This is a genomic window from Mycobacterium sp. HM-7, assembly GCF_053852335.1.
The window spans coordinates 2933027-2958176 of sequence record NZ_CM132657.1; the positions used below are offsets into that span (position 1 = coordinate 2933027).

A 25150-nucleotide genomic window follows, 5' to 3' on the forward strand; every position below is an offset into this window, starting at 1 on the left:
TCGTCGTCTTCTCCCGATATCGGGAGAAGAATATGTACATGACGAACCAGAGCACCCTGACCGACCAGGAGAAGCAGGCCCGGCTCGACGTCAACCAGCTCAAACAGTTGGTCGGTCTGGTGGAGTACGACCCCAGTAACGACCCCTTCCCCGTAACCGGTTGGGACGCGATCGTTTTCGTGGTCGGCAATGCCACCGAGGCATCGAGCTATTTCCAATCCGCGTGGGGGATGGAACTGGTGGCCTACTCAGGTCCGGAGAACGGCAACCGCGACCACAAGGCTTTCGTGCTGCGTTCCGGATCCGTGCGGTTCGTCCTGAAGGGCGCGGTGCGCCCCGACAGCCCGCTGGTGGCTCACCACGCCAGCCACGGCGACGGCGTCGTCGACATCTCGCTGGAAGTGCCCGACGTCGACAAGTGCATCGCGCAGGCCAAGGCGGCGGGCGCCACCGTCCTCGAAGAACCCGCCAACGTCTCTGACGAGTACGGCACCGTGCGAATTGCGGCGATCGCCGCCTACGGCCAGACGCGACATACGCTGGTGCAGCGCGAGGTCGACGGCGCCCGCTACGACGGTCCCTACCTGCCGGGCTATCAGCCGGCCAGGAGCGGCTATGTCAAACGTGACGATGCTCTCCCGCGGCTTTTCCAGGCCTTGGATCACGTCGTCGGCAATGTGGAACTCGGCAAGATGGACGAGTGGGTCGGCTTCTACAACCGCGTCATGGGGTTCGTGAACCTGGCCGAGTTCATCGGCGACGACATCGCCACCGACTACTCGGCGCTGATGTCGAAGGTGGTCGCCAACGGCAACCATCGCGTCAAATTTCCCCTCAACGAACCCGCGGTGGCCAAGCGCAAGTCTCAGATCGACGAGTACCTCGAGTTCTACCGCGGCCCCGGCGTTCAGCACCTTGCATTGGCCACGAACGACATCCTGAGCAGCGTCGACGAACTCCGCAGAGCCGGCGTGCAATTCCTCGACACCCCGGACACCTACTACGAGGACCCCGAACTGCGGGCCCGCATCGGCGAGGTGCGCGTGCCCGTGGAGGAACTGCAGCAGCGCGGCATCCTGGTCGACCGCGACGAGGATGGGTACCTGCTGCAGATCTTCACCAAGCCGCTCGGTGACCGTCCGACTGTCTTCTTCGAACTCATCGAACGCCACGGCTCACTGGGTTTCGGCAAGGGCAACTTCAAGGCGCTCTTCGAGTCCATCGAACGTGAGCAGGACAAGCGCGGGAACCTGTGATGGCCGCCTACCAGTCCGGCTTCGGCAACAGCTTCGAAACCGAGGCATTGCCCGGCGCGTTGCCCGTCGGCCGCAACTCTCCGCAGCAGTGCGCCTACGGCCTCTACGCCGAACAGCTCAGCGGGTCACCGTTCACCGCGCCTCGCGCCGCCAACAAGCGATCCTGGCTGTACCGCATCCGGCCGAGCGTGGCCCACTGGGGCAATTTCACAGCCGTTCCCACCGAACACTGGCGCTCCGCTCCCGATGACGCACCACCGGTTCCCGTCGCCCAAATGCGCTGGAACCCCTTGCCGATGCCGGATCCGGCTGTTGAGGACACGACGTTCATCACCGGAGTCCGCACCATCACCACCGGTGGAGACACCAGCACCCGTACCGGATTTGCTTGCAGCATCTACTCCATCACGTCGTCGATGGTGGACGCCTACTTCTACAACGGCGACGCCGAAATGCTGTTCGTCCTGGAGCACAACAAGGTTCGGTTCTGGACCGAGTTCGGCGTCATCGACGCCGAGCCCTGCGAGATCGTCGTGATTCCGCGTGGCGTGAAAATGCGTATCGAGGTGCCCGACGGTCCGGCCCGTGGCTACCTGTGCGAAAACTACGGCGGCTCTTTCGCTCTGCCGGAGCGCGGCCCGATCGGCGCCAACTGTCTGGCGAATTCGCGAGACTTCCTGACGCCGGTCGCGGCCTATGAAGACCGCGACGTCCCGTCCACGTTGTATGTGAAATGGGGCGGGACGTTGTGGCGGGCCGAAGTGAACCAGTCGCCACTGGATGTCGTTGCCTGGCATGGCAATTACGCACCCTACAAGTACGACATGCGGCGCTTCTCCCCCGTCGGCCCGGTGCTGTTCGATCATGCCGATCCGTCGATCTTCACGGTGCTGACCTCGCCGAGTGAGACACCGGGAACCGCCAACGTCGACTTCGTCTGTTTCCCCGAGCGGTGGATGGTCGCCGAGGACACCTTCCGGCCGCCCTGGTACCACATGAACGTCATGAGCGAATTCATGGGACTCGTGCACGGTGTATACGACGCCAAACCGAACGGCTTCGTGCCCGGTGGTGTCAGCCTGCACAACGGCATGACCCCACATGGGCCCGACGCCAACGCTTTTCACGCCGCGAGCACCGAAGAACTGAAACCGGTGAAGCAGGGGAACACCCTCGCGTTCATGTTCGAAACCCGGTATCCGCAGAAGGTCACCGCGTACGCCGCGAATCATCCTCAGCGACAACAGGACTACGCGGACTGCTGGCGTGGCCTGGCCAAACGATTCGACCCGGGCAAACCGTGACGCCGGCACTGGATTTCACTCATGACCCGGGGCGACGTAGTTGGGTCGCCTCCGCGGGCTCCGACAGTGACTTTCCGCTGCAGAATCTCCCGTTCGGTGTGGTGGCCGGTCCTGACGCCGACCCGTCCGGCGTCGTGCGGATCGGCGACATGGTCCTGGATCTGAGCGGACTGGCGGCATCGGGGCTGCTTACCGGCGAAGCACAGGTGGCTGCCGAAGCTGCGGCCCAGGGAACGCTGAACGCCTTGTTCGCCTTGGGATCCGGCCCGCGCGCAGCTCTGCGCAGAGCCCTGCACGTACTGCTCGCCGCGGGCGCACAACACCAACAGACCGTGGCCGGTTTCCTGACCCCGCTGCATGACGTCGACGTCCTGCTGCCCGCCCGCATCGGGGACTACACCGACTTCTACGTCGGCATCCATCACGCCAGCAACATCGGCGCGCTGTTCCGGCCCGACGCTCCCCTGCTGCCCAACTACAAATGGGTGCCGATCGGCTATCACGGGCGTGCCTCCAGCGTGCGGGTCAGCGGCACTCCGGTCACCCGGCCGCATGGGCAACTGAAGACCGCCGAGATGTCGGCACCTGTGCTGGCGCCCACCCGGCGGCTGGACTTCGAGCTGGAACTCGGGGTGTGGATCGGCCCGGGAAATCGTCCCGGCGAACCGGTGCGTCTCGACGAGGCGCAATCGCACGTCGCCGGATACTGCTTGCTCGACGACTGGTCCGCCCGCGACGTGCAAGCTTGGGAGTATCAGCCCCTCGGCCCATTCCTCGCCAAGAGCTTCGCCACCACGGTATCGCCTTGGGTCATCACTCCAGACGCCTTGGCGCCGTTCCGGATTCCGGTCGATCGTCCCGAGGGTGACCCCGCTCCTCTGTCTTACCTCGACAGTCCGCCACACCGTGCCGGTGGTGGTCTCGACATCGAGTTGCAGGCCCTCATTCGTACCGCAAAGATGCGCGAAGACGGCAGCCCGCCATACCGGATTTCACGCTCATCGAGTCGCCACATGTACTGGAGCGTCGCGCAAATGGTCGCTCACCACACCAGCAACGGATGCAATCTCCAGCCTGGTGACCTGCTCGGCACCGGCACTCTGTCCGGGCCGGAGGCCGGCTCTGAAGGCAGCCTGATGGAGCTCAGTCGTGGCGGCACTGCCCCAATCACGCTGCCCAACGGCGAAACCCGCACGTTCCTCGAAGATGGTGACGAAGTCATGCTGACGGCCCGGGCTCAGCGCCCCGGCGCAGCCGCCATCGGCTTCGGTGAATGCGTCGCCGTCGTCCAGTCGGCGATCACCTACCCGTGACCTGAGACGCGTCGTGCGCCAGGCGCTCCACCATGTTGTCGTCGACGTCGGCGAAGAACCCACCGACGACGTCTTCGATCTCATCGAATCCCCTGGCACAGAATAGAATCGGCTGGTAGCGCGTGATGTCGTAGGTCTGCACACCCATGCGGGCAATGTTCAGTGGTCGCAGATCGGCCACATCGATCTGCTGGATCTCCCCGAATGACGACAGCAGGCCCGCGCCATAGGCGCGTACCTCGCCGTGCTGACGGACCACACCGAATTCCAGGGAGAACCAGAACACTTTCGAGATGAACTCAAGTGCCTCAGTGCTTTTCACCCGCTGCGCCGCCTGGCCGGCAAGCCGGTACAGCGCCGCGAAACGGTCATGTGCAAGGCAGTTGCCGTGGCCCACCACCTCGTGGATCAGATCGGGCTCGGGCGTATAGAGCGGCACGGAATGGTGCCGGATGTACTGGGTGGAGTGGAAGATTCCGTCAGCGAGGAGTCCGTAGAACTCGCGTAACGGCACCAAACCGGCGGCAGGCACGTACTGAAAGCCGGTGAGGGGCCCCAGCATCTCGTTGACGTCGACGAGTTGCGGGATCCGATCCTCGGGAAGTCCGAGCCGCTCCCTGCCCTGCAGGTACTCGGCACAGGCCCGGCGCTGGTGCAGCCGGTGCAGCTCGGCGCAGGCGATGCGCCAGACTTCCTGCTCGTCGTCGGTGTAACTCGCGATGGGTGGTGGCGTCCCTGCCTGCCAATCCATGGCGAGCGCGGCAATTGCGTTGCGGCGGGCACGGTATTCCGGGTCGACAGCGCCGGGATGATCGGCGGCCAGATGAACGGTGACCCCATCTTCCGAGCGCGTCACCGGCGCGTACAGCTGCGCTTCCTCGAACATCGCTGCCTCCCGGAGGTCCGGGCGTCGCACAGAGCGGCGTCTATCAACCAGGATATGCGCGCTGATTACTCGCGACTGGCAAGCACCTGTTCGCGCAGGATGTCGGCGTGCCCGCAGTGGTGCGCCAGCTCGCGCAGGACTTGCAGCATGACCCATCGCAAGGTTCGCGGCCCGCCCCGGTGTCCCGTGACGACGGTGTCCAGCGGGAGGTCGGCAACCGCTGCCCGCGCTGTCTCACAGACGTCACGGTGCGCGGCGAGGATGGTGGCGATCGTGTCGTCGCTTCCGAGCTGGAAGGACTCGTCGACGCTCTGCACCAAGCCAAGGGCCTGTCGGGAGCTGCCGCCGACGCATTCCTCGAACCACACGCGCTGCATCCAGGTGACGTGCTTGAGCAACCCGAGGAGCGTCGTCGCCGACGGCACAAGCCGCCGGCGGGACTCCTCCTCGGTGAGGCCGTCGAGAGTCAGCTCGATGGCCCGGCGATAGTCTTCCAGGAAAGCGTTGAACTGGGCCCGTTCGTCGCCCAGCAGTGCATCGAACGAGCCCATCGCCGTCTCCCATCACACCGTGGCGGCCGCCTGCTTCCTGGTGACCTTCACCATCATCTTGGCGTAGCCCTTCACGAAGTTGGATTGCGTGTACTCGGGCTCGCCCACGACCTCGATGTTCTCGAATCGCGCCAGCAGCTCCTCCCACAGGATCTTGAGCTGCAGTTCGGCGAGACGGCTGCCCATGCAGCGGTGGATGCCGATGCCGAATGCCAGGTGATGGCGGGCGTTGTGGCGACCGATGATGAAGTCGTCCGGATTCTCGAACTTGCGCTCGTCGCGGTTGGCCGAGGCGTACCACATGACGAGTTTGTCGCCCTTGCGGATGAACTGCCCGTTCAGGATGGTGTCCTGCTTGGCGACGCGGCGCATGTACGCCAGCGGGGTCTGCCAGCGGATGATCTCGTGGACCGCCTTGGTGATGAGGCCCGGATCGGCCTTCAGCCGCGCGAACTCGTCGGGATTCTGGTTCAGCGCGAGCACACCACCGGTCATCGAATTGCGGGTGGTGTCATTGCCGCCCACGATCAGCAGGATCAGGTTGCCGAGGAACTCCATCGGCCGCTCGATCAGGTCCTTGGTGTCCTCGGACGACTGCATGAGCGCGATGAGGTCGAAGCCAGGTTTTTCACCTGCCGCCAGCCGCGCCTTCTTGTCGTACCAAAGGGCACTGAAAGCGCGCGCCATATCGGCTGCTGCGCTGAACATCTCGTCCATGTCGGCTTCGCCGCCGGTGGCCGAGGCGCTGCCGGCGACGGTGTCGGTCCAGTACACCAGCTTGCGGCGCTCGTCGTAGGGAAAGTCGAGCAGGGTGGCCAGCATGCGTGAGGTCAGTTCGATCGAAACGGTGTCGACCCAGTCGAACGGCGTGTCCTCCGGCAGCCCGTCGAGGACCTCTCGCACCCGGGTCCGGATGAGCTCTTCCATTTCCTGGAGGTTCTGGGGCGCCACCACGCCCTGGACCGCTCCGCGCTGCTGTTCGTGACGCGGTGGGTCCATGGCGATGAACATCTCGACGTCCAGCCCCTCGGGCGTATTGCCGATGATGATCTGCGGCTCCGCGGAGAACCGTTCGTTGTCCTTGTCGACGGTGACGATGTCGTCGTACCGGGTGATCGACCAGAAGGGCCCGAACGGGCTGTTCGGCTGGTAGTGCACCGGCGCCTCGTCGCGGAGCCGCTTGAAGTAGGACTGCCAGCGGCCCTGGCGGAACATGAACGGGTTGCTGACGTCGATGTCAGCCAGCTCGACTTCCTCGACAGGGGGAATCGGGCGTTCGACGAAGACCGGCGACTTGTCGCCGACCACAGACTTCTTCGTCTTCTGATAGAGGTGCATGCCCTTGATCTGCAACGGCATTGGGATCGTCGCCTGCGCCCGGTTGAGCACGGGATCGAGGATCGCTTCCTGCGCCTTGGTGAGTGCCTGATCGAGAATGTTCATGAGCTGCTACTCCTTTATGACTATTCGCTGGCAATCACGCTACGAATGAAAAGCTGCAGCTGGGATACCCTGAGTGGCCGAATACTTACTCGAAGTGGCAATGTCAGGAGTGGTATGGCAAGCTTCGGCGGCACCAATTCGATGAACTGACCGATCTCCGTTCAGCGACTTACTAGATTTGGCAACGTGGTTGACTGGGACATCCCTCGCACGCCGGCAAGCGTCGGTGTGCTGCTCGGCCTGGCCGGCGAGCGTGGCGTCAGCCCGGAAACCTGCCTGGCGGGCTCTCGCCTGACCGTCCGCGGTCTGCAGAGTCCGAACGCTGAGGTCACCGCACGCCAGGAACTGACTGTCGTGACGAATCTACTTGAGGCACTTGACTATCCCGACGATCTCGGCGTCGAGGTGGGACTCCGCTATCGGCTCGCCACCTACGGAATCTACGGGTTCGCCTTGATCAGCAGTCCGAATCTACGCAGCGCGATCGATGTCGGACTGCGGTATCTCGACCTGACATTCGCCTCTTCTACCTTCCGCACCCGAGTCGTCGGTGACGAATTCCAGTTCGTTCTGGATGCTCCCGGCACACCGGATCGTGTCCGGCGGTTCGATATCGACCGGTTGGCCACGGCGATCTCGGTGATCAAACGGGAACTGTCGGTGGACCTGCCGCCCTTCGGTGTTCAGTTCAGGCATGGTCGCCCGGCCAACCTCGACCGGTACGTCGCGGCGTTCGACACCGAACCGCAGTTCGATGCGCCGGAAAATCTGCTGATTCTGCCCGTCGGACTGCTGGATCTCCCACTGCCCCAAGCCAACGCGTACAACTCCGCGGCCACACAGGAGCAGTGCCGCAATCTCCTCGAAGAACGGCGTAGCCGGACCGGGCTGTCAGGGCAGGTTCGCGATCTGCTGCTGGCATCACCGGCGCGGCCGCCGAGCGCACACGATATCGCCCACACCCTGCTGATGAGTCCGCGGACGTTGCGCCACCGGCTCGGCGCCGAAGGTACGTCTTATCGTGAACTCCTCGACGAGATCCGGCAGCGGCTCTCGGAGGAAATGCTGATCGGAGGACGCCTGACGGTGGCCGAGACGGCGAGTCGACTCGGGTACGTCGAGTTGTCGAGCTTCTCGCAGGCGTTCCGCCGCTGGCACGGGATGAGCCCCCGGGCCTTCCGCGCGTCTCGCGTCTGATGGGGCCGTCCGAAGAGTCTTGCCCAGCCGCGCATCCCGACGATCAGGACACAGAGTCCCACCAGTTGAGCAGCCGTGTCCCGTAGAGGGTGAGCCACTTCGACTGCTGACCGGCCGGCACGTCGACCTCGAACCAGACTCGGCCTGGCTGCCGACCGGTCTGCAACCAGGTGCCGTCCGGCTGCCAGGCAGCCCGCACGATATCGATCGCGTCGCGCATCCGGGGATCCGGCGCGGTGCCGTCCTGCAGGACGGCCCGGCGGAAATACTCACATGCGTTGAGGGCGCTGTAGGACCACCGCATCGGATAGCTGAAATCGTTGATCCAGTGTCCCACTGGCTGATTCGTGGTGAGCCGATTGAGCAGCCGTCGTTCGAGCAGGTACTCCTCCCCACGGTGACGCGCCGCACGGATGTCGGCGTTGCCCGCGGTGGCGGCCTCGAACGCGAGTAGGCCTTTCAGCGAGTTCAGCGTGGAATGGAACGACGAGCGGCGCGAACCTTCGACCCAATCGCAGTTCCACCCGCCGTCCGGCAGCTGATGCTCCAGAAACCAGTCCGCGATGCCATTTACGTTCGCGCCCAGCCAGACCCCGTTCGCCAGGGTCCACGCGTTGATGCAGCAATCCACCTCACCCGACCAGTAGGGCAGGTCGTCGTACTCCCAGCGGCAGTGTTCGTCAAGCCGCTCCGCAGTCCGGCGTTCCCGCAACACCGTTCCGTCAAGGCCCCACTCGCGCAGTGCATTCAGCGTCCATGTCGTAGCGGTCCAGGGCTGGCCGTCGTCAGCCCTGTCCGGGTCATCGAAGTCGTAGTCCGCAGGGAAGAATGCACCGCCGGCCCACTGGCCGTCGGCATCTTGCAGGGCGAGCAGCCGTGCGCCGAAGCCCTCGGTCGCGATCCGTGACCGCGTCGTCTCCCAAACCGCAGGTGGAGCGTCGAGCAGATCACGCTCGACCTGCCAGCGCAACGTCGGGTCCGATTCCAACAGCCAGTCCGTCACGGCTTCGCTCGTCATCAGACCCCGTCACGCTAGGAGCAATAAACCTGGCCGTTGAGAACACAATTCGACGGCGGCGTGTAGGTCCCACTCAGCACGCCGCGAATACCGCCATTGGCGGAACCGCCCGGTGGAATCATTCGATTCCAGCTCGCGGGGGTGATGACGTAGTGGGTGCCGTACTGGGTGAACGTGCTACTCCACGTGTGCGAGATGGATTGTCCCATCGGCATGTCGAATTCGAGCTTCCAGTCCGTCATCGGCACCGTGCTGTAGTTGGTGATGACATAGCGCGCGATGAAACCGTCCTGCCACGTGTGTTGCACCACCAAGCGCGCACCGGCTGCAGCTGCATGAGCCACCGGAGTGCCGGCGAATCCGAGGATGACGACCGCCAGTGCGGACATCAGCACATGAAGCGCTGTACCGCAGCGCTTCACCGTTGAGTCCAGTCCGGTCATCGGAATCAAGATTAGGTCCCACTCGGCGACGTCCACTCCATCGGCGCAGGTGAGCAGCCGTACCTTTGCGCAATTGCAACCGTCGCGAGATTTTCACGCTGGCATGTGTGCGGTTTCGGAAAGGTCCGGGCCGGATACACCTTCAGGAGAACCAACGACGCTGGTTCCTGGTTGCCAGGAACCCGATGGAGGGAGTTTGACGTGGCGTTTTCGCACATCACATCGAAGACAATGGCGGCTGCGGCCGGTATCGCGGCGGCGGGAATCCTGGCGGCGGCACCGGCGATCGCGGATCCCACAGCGGTGATGTTCGGCCAGCGGGCAGAAATTCCCAGCCCCGGCGGCGCGATCGAGTACACCGTGGTCAACCTGCAACCGAGCGGCCACAACGACGGCATCTGGTATTCGGACGTGACCGCTCGGGCCGTGAGTGGTTCGCCGACGCCGAACCTTTCCGACTTCAATGCGCGTGCGGTCAACAGCTCGACCTACGCAGATATGAAGGGCAATGAGGTGGACGGCCTGCCCAACCAACCGATCGCGTCGGGCAGCTACGCGACGGGTCGAATCTACTTCGACGTCCGCAACGGCACCGCGCCCGACAGCGTCGTGTACCGCGACGCCGGTGGCACCGACAAGGTGGTCTGGAAGAGCTAGTCGACTGCAATGGCGGATTTCCGCCAGCGCCGCACGCGGCGGGGCCAATAACGTCGACGCGTGACCACAACTGCGCACAAAGATTCGGTAATCACCGACACCACAGTCCTTTTCATGTCGCTGGCTGCGGCCCTGGGCACCGCGACGATCTATCCGCTACAGCCGGCCATCGCCGACATCGCGCGAGCGCTGGAGTCCGGGCCGGCGGTCGTCGGTGCCGCGCTGGCCTGTGGTCCGATCGGTTACCTGCTGGGCCTGGCATTCCTGGTCCCGCTGGTGGACAGGTTCTCGCCGCGGCGTGTGGTCGCACTGCAGTTCTCGGCCCTCGGCGGCGCGCTGATCATGACCGCCGCTGCGAACGCCGTCTGGCTGATCGGAGTGGGGCTGTTGCTGACCGGCGCGTGCTCGTCGGTGGGGGCCGGGTTGAGTTCCGTTGTCGGACGCCTCGCACCCGCGCGCCGGCGCTCGACCATTCTGGGCATCGTCACCGCCGGGATCTCGGCCGGGATTCTGGCCGGGCGGATCGTCGGCGGTTGGCTGAGTGACCTGATCGGCTGGCACGCAATGCTTCTCGCGGTGGCTGCGGCCAGTTTCGGGGTCGCCGCCGCCTGCCTGTGGTTCCTGCCGACCGCGGCCGGCGCAGTCGAGCGGAATTACCTCGCCGGATTGGCGTCGGTGCCCGGACTGCTCGTTCGTGATCGGGTATTGCGCCGCGGCGCGCTGCGCGGCTCGCTGTGGTTCTTCGCGTTCTGCGCGGTCTGGTCGGGAATCGCCGTGGCGCTGGCGCAGGAGCCATTCAGGCTGTCTGCCAAGGAGATCGGGCTCTACGCGCTGGCGGGTATTGCCGGCATCTTCGCGACGCGCATTGCCGGTGGATGCACGGACCGCTTCGGGTTCCGGCCGGTGATCGTGGTGGGCCTCGCAGCCGCGGGTGCCGCATGCCCGGTCCTCGCATTCGGGTTGAACAGCCCCGCGGCGACGATGGCCGCTCTCGCAGTGTTCGACGCCGGCTTGTTCGCCGCGCAGGTGGCGAATCAGTCCACCATCCTGGCGATCGACCCGTCTGCGCCTGCCCGATTCAACAGCGCCTACATGCTGGTCTACTTCGTGGGCGGGAGTCTCGGCACGGCATTCGGTGCGGCGGCGGTGACCTCATTCGGTTGGGCGATGACCATCGGCGCTTGCGGCACAGCACTTCTCATCGCCGCGCTGCTCACTGTTGGTCGACTGCCCCGCATGTCGTGAGCGCCGCCTCGATGGTGGCTTCGATGAGGACGTCATCGATCGGTCCGATGGGCGGCAGCGCGGCCCGCAGCAGCAGCGGACCGGTGAGCAGGTCGGAGATGACGCCCGGGTGCGCAGGTTGAGGGATCTCGCCGCGATCAGCCGCGCGGGCGAGCAGAGCTGCGACGGAGCGGCGCCGCGGTTCCATGAACCGTGCGTAAAACACCTCGGCGAGCTGGTCGTCGTTTCTGAGGTCGCTCAGCACGCCGGCCAAACCAGCCTGCACCATTGGATCGGTGAAGAAGTGGCGCTGCAGCTCCTGAATCGCGCGTAGGTCATCGCGCAGATTGCCACTGTCGGAAGCGGGGTCGAGCCCGAAACGGCTGACCAGTAGCGCGACCACCAGCTCCCCCGGGGTCTTCGCGCGGCGGTAGATCGCGGCCCGGGTGGTACCCGCCATTTTGGCAACCCGATCGATGTTCACCGTCGAGTAGCCATGTGAAAGCAACACCGTCTCAGTCGCATTCGCGATGGCGGTGTCCAGGATTGCGTCGCGTGGGCGACCTCGAAGACCAGACATGTGCTCGTCCGAACTTTAGCGTTGACCAATTAACGATGCACACTGTACCGTAAATGAATGCAGACAATCTGGGTACTCGGTGCGACCGGCAAAGGCGGCCGCGCCATCGCTTCTGAACTGATCGGCTCCACCACTGCCGATGTGGTTCTCGTCGGGCGTGACCACGGCCGACTCACCGCCGCCGCGTCTTCGTTGGGCGGCCGGAGCCGGACGCTGGTTGCTTCCGGACCGGCAGAGCTGGCCACTCGAATCGCAGCCGAGAACCCGACGGTCGTCGTGAACACCATCGGCCCGTTCGGCGAGACCACCGGCCCGCTCGCGCGGGCCTGCGTGGCCGCCGGAAGCCACTACGTGGACCTCGCCAATGAGCTTCCGCCGGTGCAGGAATTGCTCGGCCTCGACGCTGACGCGCAACGCGCAGGCGTCACACTCGTCACCGGAGCCGGCTTCGGAGTGCTCGCGACCGAAGCGCTCGTCCTCGAACTGGCCGACGGCCACCCTGCCGCGTCGCGCGCGACGGTGGCGGCAATGCCAACAGTGGACGGTTTGGGCTCCGCGGTGCTGGCCAGCGTGGTCGACGCCGTCGCCTACGGCGGCCGGCGCTATCGCCAAGGGCAGCTGCAGCGGACTCGTTTGGGCGCCGACCACGCGTGGATTCCCTTGCCGGACTTGCCTGCAATCCAGGCCATAGCAGTCCCCACCGGCGAACTGGAAGCAGCCCGCCGGGCGTCCGGCGCCGGCGACGTACTGGCCTTCTCCAGTGAGGTGCCAAGCGGGCGCGCCGTACGCGCCGCGCTCCCGGCGCTTTCGGCGCTGCTATCGACACGCCCGATACACGCCGGGGTACAGCGCCTGATCAGCCGCACTAGGCTGACTCCGCCTGCGAAGTCCGGCGATGTCTCGTGGGCGTATGCGCGCCTCGAGTGGCCCGATGGCACCCATCGCGAAGCCTGGCTCCGCACGGGCGAGGGCTACAGCTTCACCGCCAAGGTCGCCGCATTCACTGCCATGCGGCTGAGCGACGGACTGGGCCGGCCGGGAGCTCTCACTCCAGGAGCGCTGTTCGGCGCCGATTTGGCGCGCGATGCCGGCGCTCAGATCATCACCGCGGGCTCGGTGGCATCGTGACCGGCCAGACCACGGACCGTCGCCAGTTGCGGATCCCGGCACCCGGCGGTGACGAGCTTGATGCCTGGGTATACCTGCCTGACGTGCCGGGGCCTGTTCCCGTTGTCGTCATGGCGCATGGCATCGGCGGCATCAAGGCCGGCGGATTGGCGCCGTTCGCCGAACGTTTTGCCGGCAGCGGTTTCGCCGCAGTCGTGTTCGACTATCGCCACTGGGGTGAATCCACCGGCGTACCAAGGCAATTCCTGTCGATCGATCGCCAGGTGGAGGACTACCGCACTGCTCTGGCGTGGGCACGCGGCCAGGACGGATTCGATGCGACGCGAATGTTCGTATGGGGCACGTCGTTTGCGGGCATGCACATCGTCGAGCTGGCCGCGAGTGAACCCGGTCTGGCCGGTGCCATCGCCCAATGCCCGTTGGTTGACGGGTTAGCCGGGTTGACCAAAATCCCGCCCGCTCGCGCCCTCAAGCTCACCGGGTACGCGCTCGCCGACCTCGCTGGGTCCGTGTTCGGCAGGCGCCCAACATATTTGCCGATCAGTGTGCCCACCGGGCAGCTCGGCGTGATCGCCACCGACGACGCAATCGAGGGCATGGACCGACTCGATCCTGGCGATGGCTCGTGGTCCAACGAGATCACCGCGCGTTCGTTGCTCGACATCTCAGTGCACCGACCGGTGCGTCGGGCGGGGAATGCGCGGTGTCCGCTGTTGATGGTGGTCGCCGAGCACGACACCATGGCACCCACCGGACCGGCGTTGACGGTGGCCACCGCTGCGCCTCGTGGCGAGCTCTACCGCAGCCGCGGCGGACACTACGACGTCTACGCTGGTGGACGTGACCACGAGAACGTGGTGCGCGTCGAAACAGCGTTCCTGCAACGGCACTCATCGAATCCCCATCGCTGAGGCCAACGAGACACCAACTCAGATGGAGCGCTTCAGTCCGACGTGAGCGGCGTGGTACCCGAGGCCGTCGTAGAAGGCACGAGCCTGTTCGCGGGCTTCGTCCGTGGCCACCTGCGCCAACCGAGCACCGTGTGCCCGGCCGTACTCGTGTGACCACTGCACCAGGGCGGTACCCAGACCCTGTCGACGCTCTGCAGCGGTAACCCGCAATCCTTCTATCTGCAGTCGGGTCGAACCACCACGGGACAGCCCCGGAATCACGGTCAGCTGCACGGTCGCGACGATCACGTCGGAACAATTGCGGACAACCCCGAGATAGTTGGAGTGATCACGAACAAGGACGTCATAAGCCGCCTCGTAGTCTTCGAGGTCCGCGGTTTCGCGAGCCTGACCGAATTGGTCGTCGGACAGCAGCGCCACGATCGACGCGACGTCGTCACGGCCCGCGCGTTCCACCCGGAAACTGCGGTCCCCCACCCGCAGCAGTCCCCGAACCGACGTTCGTGCCTGCGCCTGCAGACGCGTCACCAACAGGTCGAGCCACGCCCCGACATTCGTTCGCGCCTCGTGCGTGTCGGGATAGCGACACCGCAAATGCAGGCCGGACTCGTCCAGGATGAACCACAGCATGACACCGTCGGTCTGGATGGCGGCGCTCACGTACTGAGCGTCGAGCCCGACGTCATCGATGCGGACCGGAAGCCGCCGCAGGTCCAGCCACGAGATCGCGAACATGCCGGGCGACATCGGCATGCCGCCCCACGGCGACAGCACGTCCGCCAACGGCCAGGAACCGAGTTGCACCGCTTCTTTGACCGCGCTGGCCGCGGCAAGTGGATCGGCGACGGTCGACTCCAGCACCGAATTGGTGATGAACCAGCCCACGGAGTCGTGCCAGTTGGTATCGAAGCGACTGTGCACCGGGAAAACCGCGCGAAGTGGCGCATCCGCCAATTCCCGGGTCACGGAGGTCATCGCGGCCACCGCCAGCGCCAGCGTCGATACCCCGTCGTTGCGGGCTTGGACCGCGAAGGCCGCACCGGCATCGACATCGAACACATCGCGGACTTCGACGCGCTCCGGCCCCAGCTCGGGCTCGCCCAGGGGCAGCGGAAATCGCGGCATCACCCCTCCGCTGTCGGCGATGATGCGCGCCCAGGTCTCCCGGACGTGAGCCGGCGCCGCGGGACGATCGAGCAGAGCCTGGGTGTGTTCGACGAACGCGGGTGCCGGCGGCAGCGAAGTAGCCCGTCCGAAGCGCGCATCGCTGAGTTGCGCCAGCAGATCCCGGGCGATCACCAGCATCGACCACATGTCGACGTGACTGTGGTCGGCGGCTATCACCACGGTCAAGGCCGCCGCGGTTTCCAACAGACACAATCGATGTGAGGGCTGCTGGTACGGCGAACAGGCCGCATCGAGAACGCCCTGCAGCGCATCGTTCACCGCCTGGCCGGCAGCTATCTCGTGCTCGACCCATCGGCCCGGACTGACACCGATCTCATGCAGTTGCGGATCGCCGTCCGGCCCCGCCGAGAATGCGGTCCGCAACGTGCCGTGGCGGGCGACCACTGCCAGCCATGCCTCGGCCAGGGAGTCCCGGCTCACCCGCGCCGGCAGGCGAATGGACAACGCCATCCAAGAACCCGGGCGGGCCCCGGCCGCCACGTGAATCCGCTGGTCAAAGGACACCGGGAGGCGTCGGCCCGGTGCGGACACCGTCACGTCATAGCCCCACAGACGCCCGAACGGGAGTCGCAGGTGCGAGACGTTCGTGAGCCGCATGGCGGTACCCTAGCGCCCCAGATAGCCTGAATGCTCGGTCGGCAGGTCGAGTCCACGGCGCGGCGACCGGTTACGGAAAGAGTTGCCTGATGCCTACTTTCGCGGTTCCCGGAGCCGAGCTTGCGGTTGAACTGAGCGACGAAGGTGGCCACCCGGTTGTCCAACTACACGGACTCACCTCCAGCCGCGCACGCGATCGGGTGCTCAATCTCGACCTCGGCCGGGGGCTCAGTGGCACGCGATTGCTGCGCTATGACGCACGGGGCCACGGCAAGTCGACGGGTCGGAAGGTCCCCGAGGACTACCGATGGGAACAGCTCGCCGATGACCTGCTGCAGCTGCTCGACCGGTGGTTTCCCGGTGAGCCGGTGCACGGGGTCGGCCCGTCGATGGGCACGGGAACGCTGCTGCACGCGGCGTCCCGCGCACCAGAACGGTTCACTGGCCTGACCTTGATGGTGCCGGCCACGGCCTGGGAGACCCGACGCGCGCAGGCTGCGACCTACGAGGTGGCGGCCACGCTCATCGAGACCGAGGGGGTCGGGGCGTTCATTGCCGCTACCCGTGGCGCGACACGGCCGCCGGCCACCGTGGGTGCGCCCGAAACAGTTCCCGACGTCGCCGACGCCCTGCTGCCGTCATTGTTTCGCGGCGCCGCACTGAGTGACCTGCCGGCGCCCGAAGCCATCGCGCGAATCGAGGTGCCGACAACGATCCTCGCCTGGATCGACGACCCGGCCCATCCGGTCTCGACCGCGGAATCACTTGCCGCGCTGATGCCACGGTCGACACTGACGCTCGCTCACACCCCTGAGGATGTCGAGACCTGGCCCAAGATTCTGAGTCAGGATGTCGGCCGCCGGGCCTGACGTGTATTGAACGCCGCCCTTGACATCGACGTAACACTCCTGCCATGAGGCGTCCCTAAGGTGAAGCGGTCATTCACGTGGGGAGAGGAATTCCATTGAGCGGAAACGCCACCCGCTTGCGCGCGATCGCAGGCGTCCAGGCCTATACGCCCCCGGCGTGCACCTTCGACCCTGCTGAGGCGCCCGGCGCGATCTTCGGCACGAACGTGTTCACCAAGGCCGAGATGCAGGCTCGTCTGCCGAAGGCGATCTACAAGTCGGTGGTGGCCACCATCGAGAAGGGCGCCAAGCTCGATCCGACGGTTGCCGATGCCGTTGCGGCCGCGATGAAGGACTGGGCGCTGGAGAAAGGCGCGACGCACTACGCGCACGTGTTCTATCCGATGACCGGCCTGACTGCCGAAAAGCACGACAGCTTCCTCGAACCGGTCTCTGACGGACAGGCACTGGCCGAGTTCGCCGGCAAGACCCTGGTGCAGGGTGAGCCCGACGCATCGAGCTTTCCGTCTGGCGGCCTGCGGTCCACGTTCGAGGCCCGCGGGTACACCGGCTGGGACGTGACCAGCCCGGCGTACATCCTGGAGAACCCGAACGGCAACACGCTCTGTATCCCAACGGTTTTCGTGTCGATGACCGGCGAGGCGCTGGACTACAAGACACCACTGCTGCGCAGCCAACAGGCCATGGGCATCCACGCAGAACGCATCTTGAAATTGTTCGGCCACAAAAATCTGGAGAAGGTCGTCTCGTTCTGCGGTCCCGAGCAGGAGTACTTCCTGATCGACCGGCACTTCTTCCTCGCCCGTCCCGACCTGATCAACTCCGGCCGTACGTTGTTCGGCGCCAAACCGCCCAAGGGGCAAGAGTTCGACGACCACTATTTCGGTGCCATCCCCGACCGAGTACTGGGGTTCATGATGGACACCGAGCGGGAGCTATTCAAACTCGGCATCCCCGCCAAGACCCGCCACAATGAGGTCGCCCCGGGACAGTTCGAAGTGGCCCCGATGTTCGAGCGCGCCAACATCGCTTCCGATCACCAGCAGTTGCTGATGACCGTGTTCAAGACCATCGCCAAGAAGCACGGCATGGAATGCCTGTTCCACGAGAAGCCGTTCGCCGGAGTGAACGGCTCGGGCAAGCACGTCAACTTCTCGGTCGGCAACGCCGAATTGGGGTCGTTGCTGGTGCCGGGCGACACGCCCCACGAGAACGCCCAGTTCCTGGTGTTCTGCGCCGCCGTCATCCGTGCCGTGCATAAATTCTCTGGGCTACTCAGGGTTTCGGTCGCCTCGGCGACCAACGATCATCGCTTGGGCGCCAACGAGGCACCACCCGCGATCATCTCTATCTTCCTGGGTGATCAGCTCGCCGACGTCTTCGAGCAGATCGCGAAAGGCGCTGCGACCTCATCAAAGGGCAAGGGCAGCATGATCATCGGCGTCGACACCCTGCCGGTGTTGCCGACCGACCCCGGTGACCGTAACCGCACCAGCCCGTTCGCGTTCACCGGCAACAGATTTGAGTTCCGGGCCCCGGGTTCAGGTCAGACGGTGGCGGTGCCGATGATCGTCCTCAACACCATCATGGCTGACTCGCTGGACTACTGCGCGACCGTTTTGGAGAAGGCAACCGCCGACGGTGAAGAGTTCGACACCGCGGTGCAGAAACTGCTGACCGATATCGTCACCGAGCACGGCGCGGTGGTCTTCAACGGCGACGGTTACTCGGAGAACTGGCAAGCCGAGGCGGCCGCCCGTGGACTGCCGAATCTGAAGACCACGCTGGACGCGATCCCAGAACTGATCAAGCCCGAGGCCGTGGCGGTCTTCGAGAAGTACGGCGTTTTCAACGAGCGCGAGCTGCACAGTCGCTATGAGGTGCGGCTGGAGCAATATGCGCTGACGATCCGCGTGGAGGCCAAGCTGGCGCTCGAGATCGGTTCCACCACCATTCTGCCGGCCGCTCTGCGCTACCAAACCGAGCTCGCGCAGAACGTCGCAGCATTGACGGCGGCTGGTATGACACCGAGTTTGACGCTGCTGCAATCGATCTCAGAGCCGATCAGCGCGCTCAGCGACGCCTTGGCCACGCTGACGGAGGCGCTGACAGATCATTCGGCCGCGTCCGCCTACGACGAGGCCAAACACGCTCAAGTTGCGCTGTTGCCCGCCATGGAGGCAGTCCGTGCCGCGGCCGACACACTGGAAAGTGTCGTGGCCGACGACCTGTGGCCGTTGCCGACCTATCAGGAGATGCTCTACGTGCTCTAACTGGTGTTTCAGACACCTGTCGCACCATCGATGCGTTCGCGGATGACGTCCGCGTGTCCGCAATGGCGGGCGTACTCCGCGATCATGTGCGTGTAGATCCAGCGCAGACTCACCTCGCCACCCATGGACGGGCTGACCTCCTCGAGCCGACGCACCGCGCAGTTGGCGCGCGCATGGGCGATCTCGTCCTGCCAGATCCGGAACGCGACCTCGTACGACGACTCCGGGGACAGCTCGAACCCGCCGTCGTGGCCCTCGGGGTGATCCGTGGGCCCGAAGATCGGCAGTGCCTGCTCGCCGGTCAGCACCCGGCGAAACCAGTTCCGCTCCACCTCCGCGGCGTGCCGCAGCAACCCCAGCAGCGTCAGCTCAGATGGTGGCACTGACGCAGTGCGCAACTGGTCGTCGTCGAGACCCTCGCATTTCGACGCCAACGTCGCACGATAGAAGTCCAGCCAACCTTCGAGTGTGGTGCGCTCGTCGGCATTCATGGGCGGCACCTGCCGCTGCACGGAAGTCACGCTTCTCGAGGGTAATCCCGGATCTGTCGAAATCCGGGGTCGCCGTTCGTGTAGAAGGTGAAGGGTGGCAGTCGGCCGCCCCAGATCGAGGAGTGACGGGTATGCACTACCTACTTGCCATGCATCAGCCAGTCGGCGATCCGCCGCCGCCGGAGGTGCTGGGACCGATCATGGATGCGCTGGACGGGGTCGAGCACGACATGAAGGCCGCCGGCGTGTGGGTGTTCTCCGGTGGATTGCACGGTCCCGACGCGTCGACCGTGGTGCGGGTCAGTGACGGCGAGACAGTGACGACGGACGGGCCGTACGTAGAAGGTAAAGAGCATCTCGGCGGCTTCACCATCATCGATGTAGCCGACTTGGATGCTGCGCTGGAGTGGGCGCGGAGGCAGGCGGAAGCCGTGCGGCTCCTGCCCATCGAGGTACGGCCGTTCCGGGGCGATCTGAGGGGCTGAACGCGACCGTGCCGCAGACGCCGCCCGCCGAGATCGCCGTCGTGTTCCGGCGGGAGTACGGGCGAGCGGTGGCTGCCCTGGTCCGCCGGTTCGGCGACATCGACCTCGCCGAGGACGCGGTCCAGGACGCCTTCACCAAGGCGGTGGACCGCTGGCCGCAGACCGGCCCACCACCGAGCCCCGCCGGGTGGATCATCACCACCGCAGCGCACACGATCGTCGACCGGTTCCGCCGGGAATCCATTCGCGGTGAACGACACGCGCAGGCGGCACTGCTCCATCCAGTTGACGATGACGAGCTGCTCGAAGAAGGTCCCGTGCGCGACGACCACCTACGCCTGATCTTCATCTGCTGTCACCCCGCGCTGGCCCTTGAGGCCCGCATCGCGCTCACGTTGCGGTTGCTCGGCGGACTGTCCACCAGGGAGATCGCCCGCGCCTTCCTGATCCCGGAAACGACAGTGGCGCAACGGCTTGTCCGCGCGAAGCGCAAGATCCGCGATGCGCACATCCCTTACCGGGTGCAACACGACGGCGATCTACCCGAGCGCGTGCACGGGGTGCTCGCCGTGGTCTACCTCATTTTCAACGAGGGACACACCGCCAGCTCCGGTGATGCTCTGGTACGGGCCGATCTCACCGCCGAGGCCGTTCGTCTCGGCCGGCTGCTGGCCGCATTGATGCCCGATGAGCCGGAGGTGCTGGGACTGCTCGCGCTGATGCTGCTGACCGATGCGAGACGCACGGCGCGGGCAGACGCGCAGGGGAATCTCGTCCTTCTCGCCGACCAGGACCGGACGAAGTGGGACCACGACCTCATCGCCGAGGGGCAGGCGCTCGTACGCCAATGCCTGCGCCGAAACCAGCCCGGGCCGTACCAGATCCAGGCCGCGATCAACGCCGTCCACACTGACGCACCGAGTGCCTCCGCCACCGACTGGCGCCAAATCCTCACGCTGTACGACCAGCTGATGGCGGTTGCGCCGACTCCCGTCGTCGCCCTCAATCGGGCCGTTGCGGTCGCCGAGGCGCAGGACCCGCAGACGGCCCTCGACCTGGTGGAAGCGCTCGACCTCGCGGACTACCATGTCTACCACGCGGTGCGGGCGTCACTGCTGTCCCGCCTCGGTCGAACAGCCGAGGCCGCGGACGCCTACGACCGGGCGGCCGGTCTGACCGCGAACGTCATCGAAGAGGCCTACCTGCGCCGCACTCGCGACGCCTTGGACGCTTGACCAGTCTCGGCCGTCAATGCGGGACCGTCAGCAGGTCGACGAGTTCAACCGGATGCGACAGCATCGCCATATGGCCACCCGGCATGACCTCGGGTTCGATCCCGAGGCGGTCGGCGACCACGCCCCGCATGAAGCGTTCGGGGAAGAATCGGTCGTCGCGAAACAGGAGGAACCGAGTCGGGATGTGTGGAAGTGCCTCAGCCGGCCACGGTTTCAGCGAGGGAGTCTCGGATTGCGCGCGTTCGATCTCTTCGTCGATCACCGCACGGTCGACTCCGTTGTAGTACAGCGCGACCGCGTCGTCGACGTCGTACCCGTCGGCGGTGGCCGCTTCCCGTTGCGCGGCAACGCATCCGGTGGCACTCCACCAATCCCCCGGACATTCGCCCGGGCGGGGAATCATCGCCGAGGCATAGATCAACGCCGCCGCGCCGACCCGCGGGCAGGCCAGCGCTCCGGTGAAGCCGCCGAACGAATGTGCCACGATCACCGGCGGTTCGCCATCGTCGTCCTGCTGAGCCGCGACCGCGTCGGCATACGTGTTCAGATCGGCCGAATCATCTTCGCAGGGCAGGTCCACGGCAATACCGCGATGTCCGCGAGTGGCGAGCTCGCGCACCACAAATCGCCAGTACGAAGGGTCGCAGCCGCCACCCGGTACGAGCAGGAATGTCGTCATGGGTGCCGCGGTCACAGCCTTCCGACGACGAAAGTTGCGGCCTGGTCGGCCATTCCGTTCGATCCGTACGTGATGTGGGCGAACGACGGCCCGCCGGCAGGCGCGCCGTCGCAGATGGTGTCGTCGGGCACGCACAACTCGATCGTCTTGGCCACATACGCGGGGCCGATGGCTATCGGCGGCGCACCGATGTCTGTCATGAACTGAGTCGACGGCTTTCCGAACAAGACAAGTGCCGCAACGTGATTCGCGATAGTTGGTGGCATCGGCTTGGGCGCGTACGAGGTGTACTCCGCCAGATCTGCCGGGATTTCCTTCGGTAGCGCGTTCGCGGTCGTGAATCCCGAAACCACGGCACCCTGGGAATATCCGCCGAGGACGATCCTGGTGTTCGGGCAATTCGCCGCAGTGGTCTCGACGTGCGTGGCGGCGTCCTTGACGCCGTCGACGACGCTCTGCACGAATTCGAGGCGGTTACCGAAATCGCTGCTGGCCGCGTAGTTCACCGGATACACCGCGACCGACTTGTTCCCCACCTGTGCCTGTAGGGCATCGACGAGCGCGCGGCCGGCCATTCCGATACCCGGGGGTTCACTGGTGCCGCGGGCGAACACCACCTCGACATCAGGGCACGGATCGGCGGACGCCGGTGGCGCCGGGGCACTCACAAAAGCGGATGCGACGACCATGGCGACCCCGGCGAGGTGGGGTAACCGCCTGACTTGGAACAGCTTGATGATGTCCATATCAGCTCCAGCGTCTTGCGCCAGCTAACTGCGACCGGCCTGTTCCATGCTGACACACAGCGGGTGGCGGCGATACCCGTCAGCCGCAGGAATCTGCCAAGAATTCGCCAAGAGCGGCGGCTCACCATTGCTGTCAGCGGTCGCCGCAGGCCGAAACAGCGAGAAGGAGACACCATGTTCACCACCACCATCAAGAAGGTCGCGGGCGCGGCTCTGCTGTCGAGCGGCCTGACGCTGATCGGCTTCGGACTGGCATCGGGCACGGCCCAGGCGTTCAATCCACAGCCGGAACCCCCGACCAAGCCCGTGACTGTCGGCCATTCGCAGGTCACCAATCCGGGGGTGATCCACGGCTTCAACCCGCAGCCTGATCCCCCGGGCCTGCCGGTCGCCGCAGGGATCCGCAGCTGTGATGGCTCGGTGTAGCGGTCAGGCGACGGTCAGGGTGTCCCCGGCGACCGTCACGGTCTTCGGCGCCAGTGGCTGGTCCGCCGGCCCCTTGACGACAGACCCGTCGACAGCACTGAATCGACTTCCGTGGCAAGGACAGTCGATGGTGCCGTCGGCGACCTTCGACACCGTGCACTGTTGGTGCGTACACACGGCGGTGAACGCCTTGAACGCACCGGCCGTCGGCTGAGTGACAACGACCTTGGCCTCGGTGAGGACCACGCCCCCGCCCACGGGTACATCCGCAGCCTTCACCGACGGGGCTGCAGCCTTGGCAGTGGTCTCACTGCCTCCGGACGGGCCGGCCGATGGCGGCGACTCTTTCCCGCCACAGGCGGCAAGCACCATCCCGGCGCTGACAGCACCCGCGCCGAGGAGTACGCCACGGCGGCTCGGGTGCCCGGTTTCGGCCATGAGTGGCTTACCGCCGGCCGCCGCCTCCGGCGTTGTATCCGGGCGAAGCGACTTCACCTTCGGTGAGCTCGAAGGGCGGGGTGAACAAGCTGGGATCATCGAGCGACGATTCCGGCGCGTTGAACGGACCCTGCGCCGCCTCCGGGGCCGCGGGGCCATCCGCCGGGGGCACGCAGGTGCCTTCGGACGCGACCAGGCCGTCCCCGCACGTGAGTTCGTCGGCATTCGCGATCGGCATGCTGATCAGGGCAGCCACCGCGGATGCGACGCCGAACGTTGCTGCCCCCATTGACATGCGAGCGAATCGCGTGGTCGTTGCGCTCATTTCACACCCATTCTCCGGCGCTATCTGGTTCGGTGAAGGTAGCACCCTTGCGCCCGTCGTGACGGCTCGTTTCAGCACTTGAGTCAATTGCGTTTACACACTGTTTTCACAGCAGACCGTAGGCCTCCTCCAGTGCCACCAATGCCTCGCCGGTCTTGATGGCCAGCTTTTGCATGTGCGGCATCGAGTCGCGGCAGCCGGTGAAGCCGAAATTCAAAGTACCCGAGTAGCTTTGGCAGGTGATGTTCAGACCGACACCGTGGACGGGAATCGATACCGGATAGGTGGACACCAGCTCGTTGCCCCGGAAGTACAGCGGATAGTCGGGCCCGGGGACATTCGACAGGATGACGTTGTAGGACGCCGGAGCCACTTTCGGAGCACCCACGGTGGCCGCACCGGTCTGCACGAGGAACGGCGCCATCAGTGCCGCGGTGTAAGCGAGGATCGCGGTGCTGGTCATGCCCGACAACTGCTCCTTGGCTGCCTTCGTCGACGCGCCGATCGTCTCGATCCGCTCGCGGGCGTCGGCGACGTCCGTGCCGAGCGTCGCGAGAATGGCGCCTACGGCGTTGCCGCCGCCGGGATCGTCTTTCGGCCGAATGTTCACCGGCAGCATGGCAATCAACGACTTCTCGGGCAGAGCGTCGAGCCCGAGCAGATAGTCACGCAGTCCGCCGCCACAGATGGCGAGCGCGACGTCATTGAGAGTCGTGCCGGCGGCATCGGCAACGGCACGCAAGCGCGCGATGTCGTACTGCTGCGTGGCGAACCGGCGGCTGCGACCGATGCGGCCGTTGAAGATGGTGTGCGGCGCCTGGCCGGGCCCGACGAGCGGATTGCTCTTGCTGACCGCGGTTACCGCCAGCTTGGCGAAGGCGGCAGGAAGATCGATGATCGCCGACAACTCCGAGGTGACGGACCGCAGCAACCCGCCCAGGTCGGGGATGCGGCCGCTGTCCTTCTCGTCCTTCTTCCGCTCCCGCTTGGGCACCGGGTTCCGGAAGAACAGCGGGGTGTCGGTGTCGGACGGGTCGGTGGACATCGACCGGATGAGTGTCTTCATGGCCGTGTAGCCGTCGACGAGCGAGTGGTGCATCTTCACGTACAGCGCGACGTTGCCGTCGTCGAGGCCCTCGATGATGTGCAGTTCCCACGGCGGTCGCGTCAGGTCCAGTTGCCGAGCATGCAAGCGGGAGATCAGGATTCCCAACTCGCGCTGGTCGCCGGGACGGGGCAAGGCGGACCGTCGAACGTGATACATCACGTCGAACTTCGGGTCCTCGACCCATCGCTGCAGCGGATTCAGCAGGAACCACGGCGTCTGCAGCTTCATGTTCCACGGTGGCTCGATCTCATTCGACCCGTAGATCTCGTCCCGCAGTTGATCGAGGATGTCCCCCGCGTCGCCAGATGTCGGGCGGAACTGCATCAGCCCGGCGACATGCATCATCGTCTCGGGAGATTCGGCCGCCAGGAACATCGAA

The 25150-nt window shown here is 65.4% G+C and carries 25 protein-coding genes and 1 pseudogene; 13 read left to right on the plus strand and 13 right to left on the minus strand.

The window, feature by feature from the left end:
* The first annotated feature begins 38 nt into the window (after positions 1–38).
* From hppD to fahA, 3 genes are read left to right on the plus strand one after another with little or no spacing between them, the layout of a single operon-like run.
* Positions 39–1256 (plus strand): 4-hydroxyphenylpyruvate dioxygenase, encoded by a 1218-nt coding sequence (hppD, locus tag ACWW1C_RS14140; protein WP_455984009.1) that lies wholly within the window; start codon positions 39–41, stop codon positions 1254–1256.
* The gene (gene hmgA, locus ACWW1C_RS14145) at positions 1256–2560 is read left to right on the plus strand and encodes a homogentisate 1,2-dioxygenase (RefSeq protein WP_455984010.1); all 1305 of its coding nucleotides are present in this window, start codon (positions 1256–1258) and stop codon (positions 2558–2560) included. Before hppD ends, hmgA begins: the two co-directional genes overlap by 1 nt.
* Complete coding sequence (gene fahA / locus ACWW1C_RS14150) at positions 2557–3873, plus strand: fumarylacetoacetase (RefSeq protein ID WP_455984011.1); 1317 nt, start codon at positions 2557–2559, stop codon at positions 3871–3873. The genes hmgA and fahA overlap by 4 nt, the downstream gene beginning before the upstream one ends.
* Here the strand turns inward: fahA and ACWW1C_RS14155 are convergent.
* The 3 genes and pseudogenes from ACWW1C_RS14155 to ACWW1C_RS14165 all read right to left on the minus strand — a co-directional run.
* Positions 3860–4759, minus strand: a complete 900-nt coding sequence (locus ACWW1C_RS14155; RefSeq protein WP_455984012.1) for a phenylalanine 4-monooxygenase — start codon at positions 4757–4759, stop codon at positions 3860–3862. The two genes, fahA and ACWW1C_RS14155, sit on opposite strands and share 14 nt — an antisense overlap.
* Positions 4760–4824: 65 nt before the next feature.
* Complete coding sequence (locus ACWW1C_RS14160; protein WP_455984013.1) at positions 4825–5310, minus strand: DinB family protein; 486 nt, start codon at positions 5308–5310, stop codon at positions 4825–4827.
* Between the two features lie 39 nt (positions 5311–5349).
* Positions 5350–6753 (minus strand): annotated as a pseudogene (locus ACWW1C_RS14165) (cytochrome P450); the annotation flags it as partial.
* 186 nt (positions 6754–6939) lie between these two features.
* Here ACWW1C_RS14165 and ACWW1C_RS14170 point away from each other — a divergent pair.
* On the plus strand, positions 6940–7950 hold the full coding sequence (locus ACWW1C_RS14170) for an AraC family transcriptional regulator (protein WP_455984014.1): 1011 nt from the start codon (positions 6940–6942) through the stop codon (positions 7948–7950).
* Positions 7951–7993: 43 nt separating this feature from the next.
* Here ACWW1C_RS14170 and ACWW1C_RS14175 read toward each other — a convergent pair whose 3' ends face one another.
* Both ACWW1C_RS14175 and ACWW1C_RS14180 read right to left on the minus strand, forming a co-directional pair.
* Entirely contained in the window at positions 7994–8968 is a 975-nt protein-coding gene (locus ACWW1C_RS14175; RefSeq protein WP_455984015.1) for a squalene cyclase, read from the minus strand.
* Between the two features lie 14 nt (positions 8969–8982).
* Positions 8983–9411: a cellulose-binding domain-containing protein gene (locus tag ACWW1C_RS14180; RefSeq protein WP_455984280.1), complete on the minus strand. Its 429-nt coding sequence runs from the start codon at positions 9409–9411 to the stop codon at positions 8983–8985.
* A gap of 231 nt (positions 9412–9642) precedes the next feature.
* Between ACWW1C_RS14180 and ACWW1C_RS14185 the strand changes: the two genes are divergently transcribed.
* Together ACWW1C_RS14185 and ACWW1C_RS14190 are read left to right on the plus strand one after the other, a co-directional pair.
* Complete coding sequence (locus tag ACWW1C_RS14185) at positions 9643–10068, plus strand: DUF1942 domain-containing protein (protein WP_455984281.1); 426 nt, start codon at positions 9643–9645, stop codon at positions 10066–10068.
* 60 nt (positions 10069–10128) lie between these two features.
* Positions 10129–11313, plus strand: a complete 1185-nt coding sequence (locus tag ACWW1C_RS14190) for an MFS transporter (protein ID WP_455984016.1) — start codon at positions 10129–10131, stop codon at positions 11311–11313.
* On the opposite strand, the gene ACWW1C_RS14195 is transcribed toward ACWW1C_RS14190, so the two are convergent.
* Complete coding sequence (locus tag ACWW1C_RS14195; RefSeq protein ID WP_455984282.1) at positions 11282–11836, minus strand: TetR/AcrR family transcriptional regulator C-terminal ligand-binding domain-containing protein; 555 nt, start codon at positions 11834–11836, stop codon at positions 11282–11284. The two genes, ACWW1C_RS14190 and ACWW1C_RS14195, sit on opposite strands and share 32 nt — an antisense overlap.
* Positions 11837–11929: 93 nt before the next feature.
* Here ACWW1C_RS14195 and ACWW1C_RS14200 point away from each other — a divergent pair, with 93 nt between their 5' ends.
* Complete coding sequence (locus ACWW1C_RS14200) at positions 11930–13000, plus strand: saccharopine dehydrogenase NADP-binding domain-containing protein (protein ID WP_455984017.1); 1071 nt, start codon at positions 11930–11932, stop codon at positions 12998–13000.
* Positions 12997–13911, plus strand: a complete 915-nt coding sequence (locus ACWW1C_RS14205) for an alpha/beta hydrolase (RefSeq protein WP_455984018.1) — start codon at positions 12997–12999, stop codon at positions 13909–13911. The genes ACWW1C_RS14200 and ACWW1C_RS14205 overlap by 4 nt, the downstream gene beginning before the upstream one ends.
* Before the next feature lie 18 nt (positions 13912–13929).
* Here the strand turns inward: ACWW1C_RS14205 and ACWW1C_RS14210 are convergent, their stop codons facing one another.
* Complete coding sequence (locus ACWW1C_RS14210; protein ID WP_455984019.1) at positions 13930–15696, minus strand: GNAT family N-acetyltransferase; 1767 nt, start codon at positions 15694–15696, stop codon at positions 13930–13932.
* A gap of 89 nt (positions 15697–15785) precedes the next feature.
* On the opposite strand from ACWW1C_RS14210, the gene ACWW1C_RS14215 reads away from it, so the two are divergent.
* Together ACWW1C_RS14215 and ACWW1C_RS14220 are read left to right on the plus strand one after the other, a co-directional pair.
* Complete coding sequence (locus ACWW1C_RS14215) at positions 15786–16565, plus strand: alpha/beta fold hydrolase (RefSeq protein ID WP_455984020.1); 780 nt, start codon at positions 15786–15788, stop codon at positions 16563–16565.
* A 95-nt stretch (positions 16566–16660) separates the two neighbouring features.
* Entirely contained in the window at positions 16661–18838 is a 2178-nt protein-coding gene (locus tag ACWW1C_RS14220; RefSeq protein ID WP_455984021.1) for a glutamine synthetase III family protein, read from the plus strand.
* Positions 18839–18846: 8 nt separating this feature from the next.
* On the opposite strand, the gene ACWW1C_RS14225 is transcribed toward ACWW1C_RS14220, so the two are convergent.
* The gene (locus tag ACWW1C_RS14225; RefSeq protein ID WP_455984283.1) at positions 18847–19329 is read right to left on the minus strand and encodes a DinB family protein; all 483 of its coding nucleotides are present in this window, start codon (positions 19327–19329) and stop codon (positions 18847–18849) included.
* A gap of 149 nt (positions 19330–19478) precedes the next feature.
* On the opposite strand from ACWW1C_RS14225, the gene ACWW1C_RS14230 reads away from it, so the two are divergent.
* Positions 19479–19814 (plus strand): YciI family protein, encoded by a 336-nt coding sequence (locus ACWW1C_RS14230; protein WP_455984022.1) that lies wholly within the window; start codon positions 19479–19481, stop codon positions 19812–19814.
* A gap of 8 nt (positions 19815–19822) precedes the next feature.
* Positions 19823–21049 (plus strand): RNA polymerase sigma factor, encoded by a 1227-nt coding sequence (locus ACWW1C_RS14235; protein ID WP_455984023.1) that lies wholly within the window; start codon positions 19823–19825, stop codon positions 21047–21049.
* Positions 21050–21062: 13 nt separating this feature from the next.
* Here ACWW1C_RS14235 and ACWW1C_RS14240 read toward each other — a convergent pair whose 3' ends face one another.
* On the minus strand, positions 21063–21728 hold the full coding sequence (locus tag ACWW1C_RS14240) for an alpha/beta fold hydrolase (protein WP_455984024.1): 666 nt from the start codon (positions 21726–21728) through the stop codon (positions 21063–21065).
* 11 nt (positions 21729–21739) lie between these two features.
* On the minus strand, positions 21740–22474 hold the full coding sequence (locus ACWW1C_RS14245) for a cutinase family protein (protein WP_455984025.1): 735 nt from the start codon (positions 22472–22474) through the stop codon (positions 21740–21742).
* 174 nt (positions 22475–22648) lie between these two features.
* Here ACWW1C_RS14245 and ACWW1C_RS14250 point away from each other — a divergent pair, with 174 nt between their 5' ends.
* Positions 22649–22900 (plus strand): hypothetical protein, encoded by a 252-nt coding sequence (locus ACWW1C_RS14250; protein WP_455984026.1) that lies wholly within the window; start codon positions 22649–22651, stop codon positions 22898–22900.
* A 3-nt stretch (positions 22901–22903) separates the two neighbouring features.
* Here ACWW1C_RS14250 and ACWW1C_RS14255 read toward each other — a convergent pair whose 3' ends face one another.
* From ACWW1C_RS14255 to ACWW1C_RS14265, 3 genes are all read right to left on the minus strand, one after another.
* Positions 22904–23338 (minus strand): Rieske (2Fe-2S) protein, encoded by a 435-nt coding sequence (locus tag ACWW1C_RS14255; protein ID WP_455984027.1) that lies wholly within the window; start codon positions 23336–23338, stop codon positions 22904–22906.
* A 7-nt stretch (positions 23339–23345) separates the two neighbouring features.
* Complete coding sequence (locus ACWW1C_RS14260) at positions 23346–23627, minus strand: hypothetical protein (RefSeq protein ID WP_455984028.1); 282 nt, start codon at positions 23625–23627, stop codon at positions 23346–23348.
* Positions 23628–23769: 142 nt separating this feature from the next.
* Positions 23770–25146: a WS/DGAT/MGAT family O-acyltransferase gene (locus ACWW1C_RS14265; protein ID WP_455984284.1), complete on the minus strand. Its 1377-nt coding sequence runs from the start codon at positions 25144–25146 to the stop codon at positions 23770–23772.
* Positions 25147–25150: the final 4 nt, after the last annotated feature.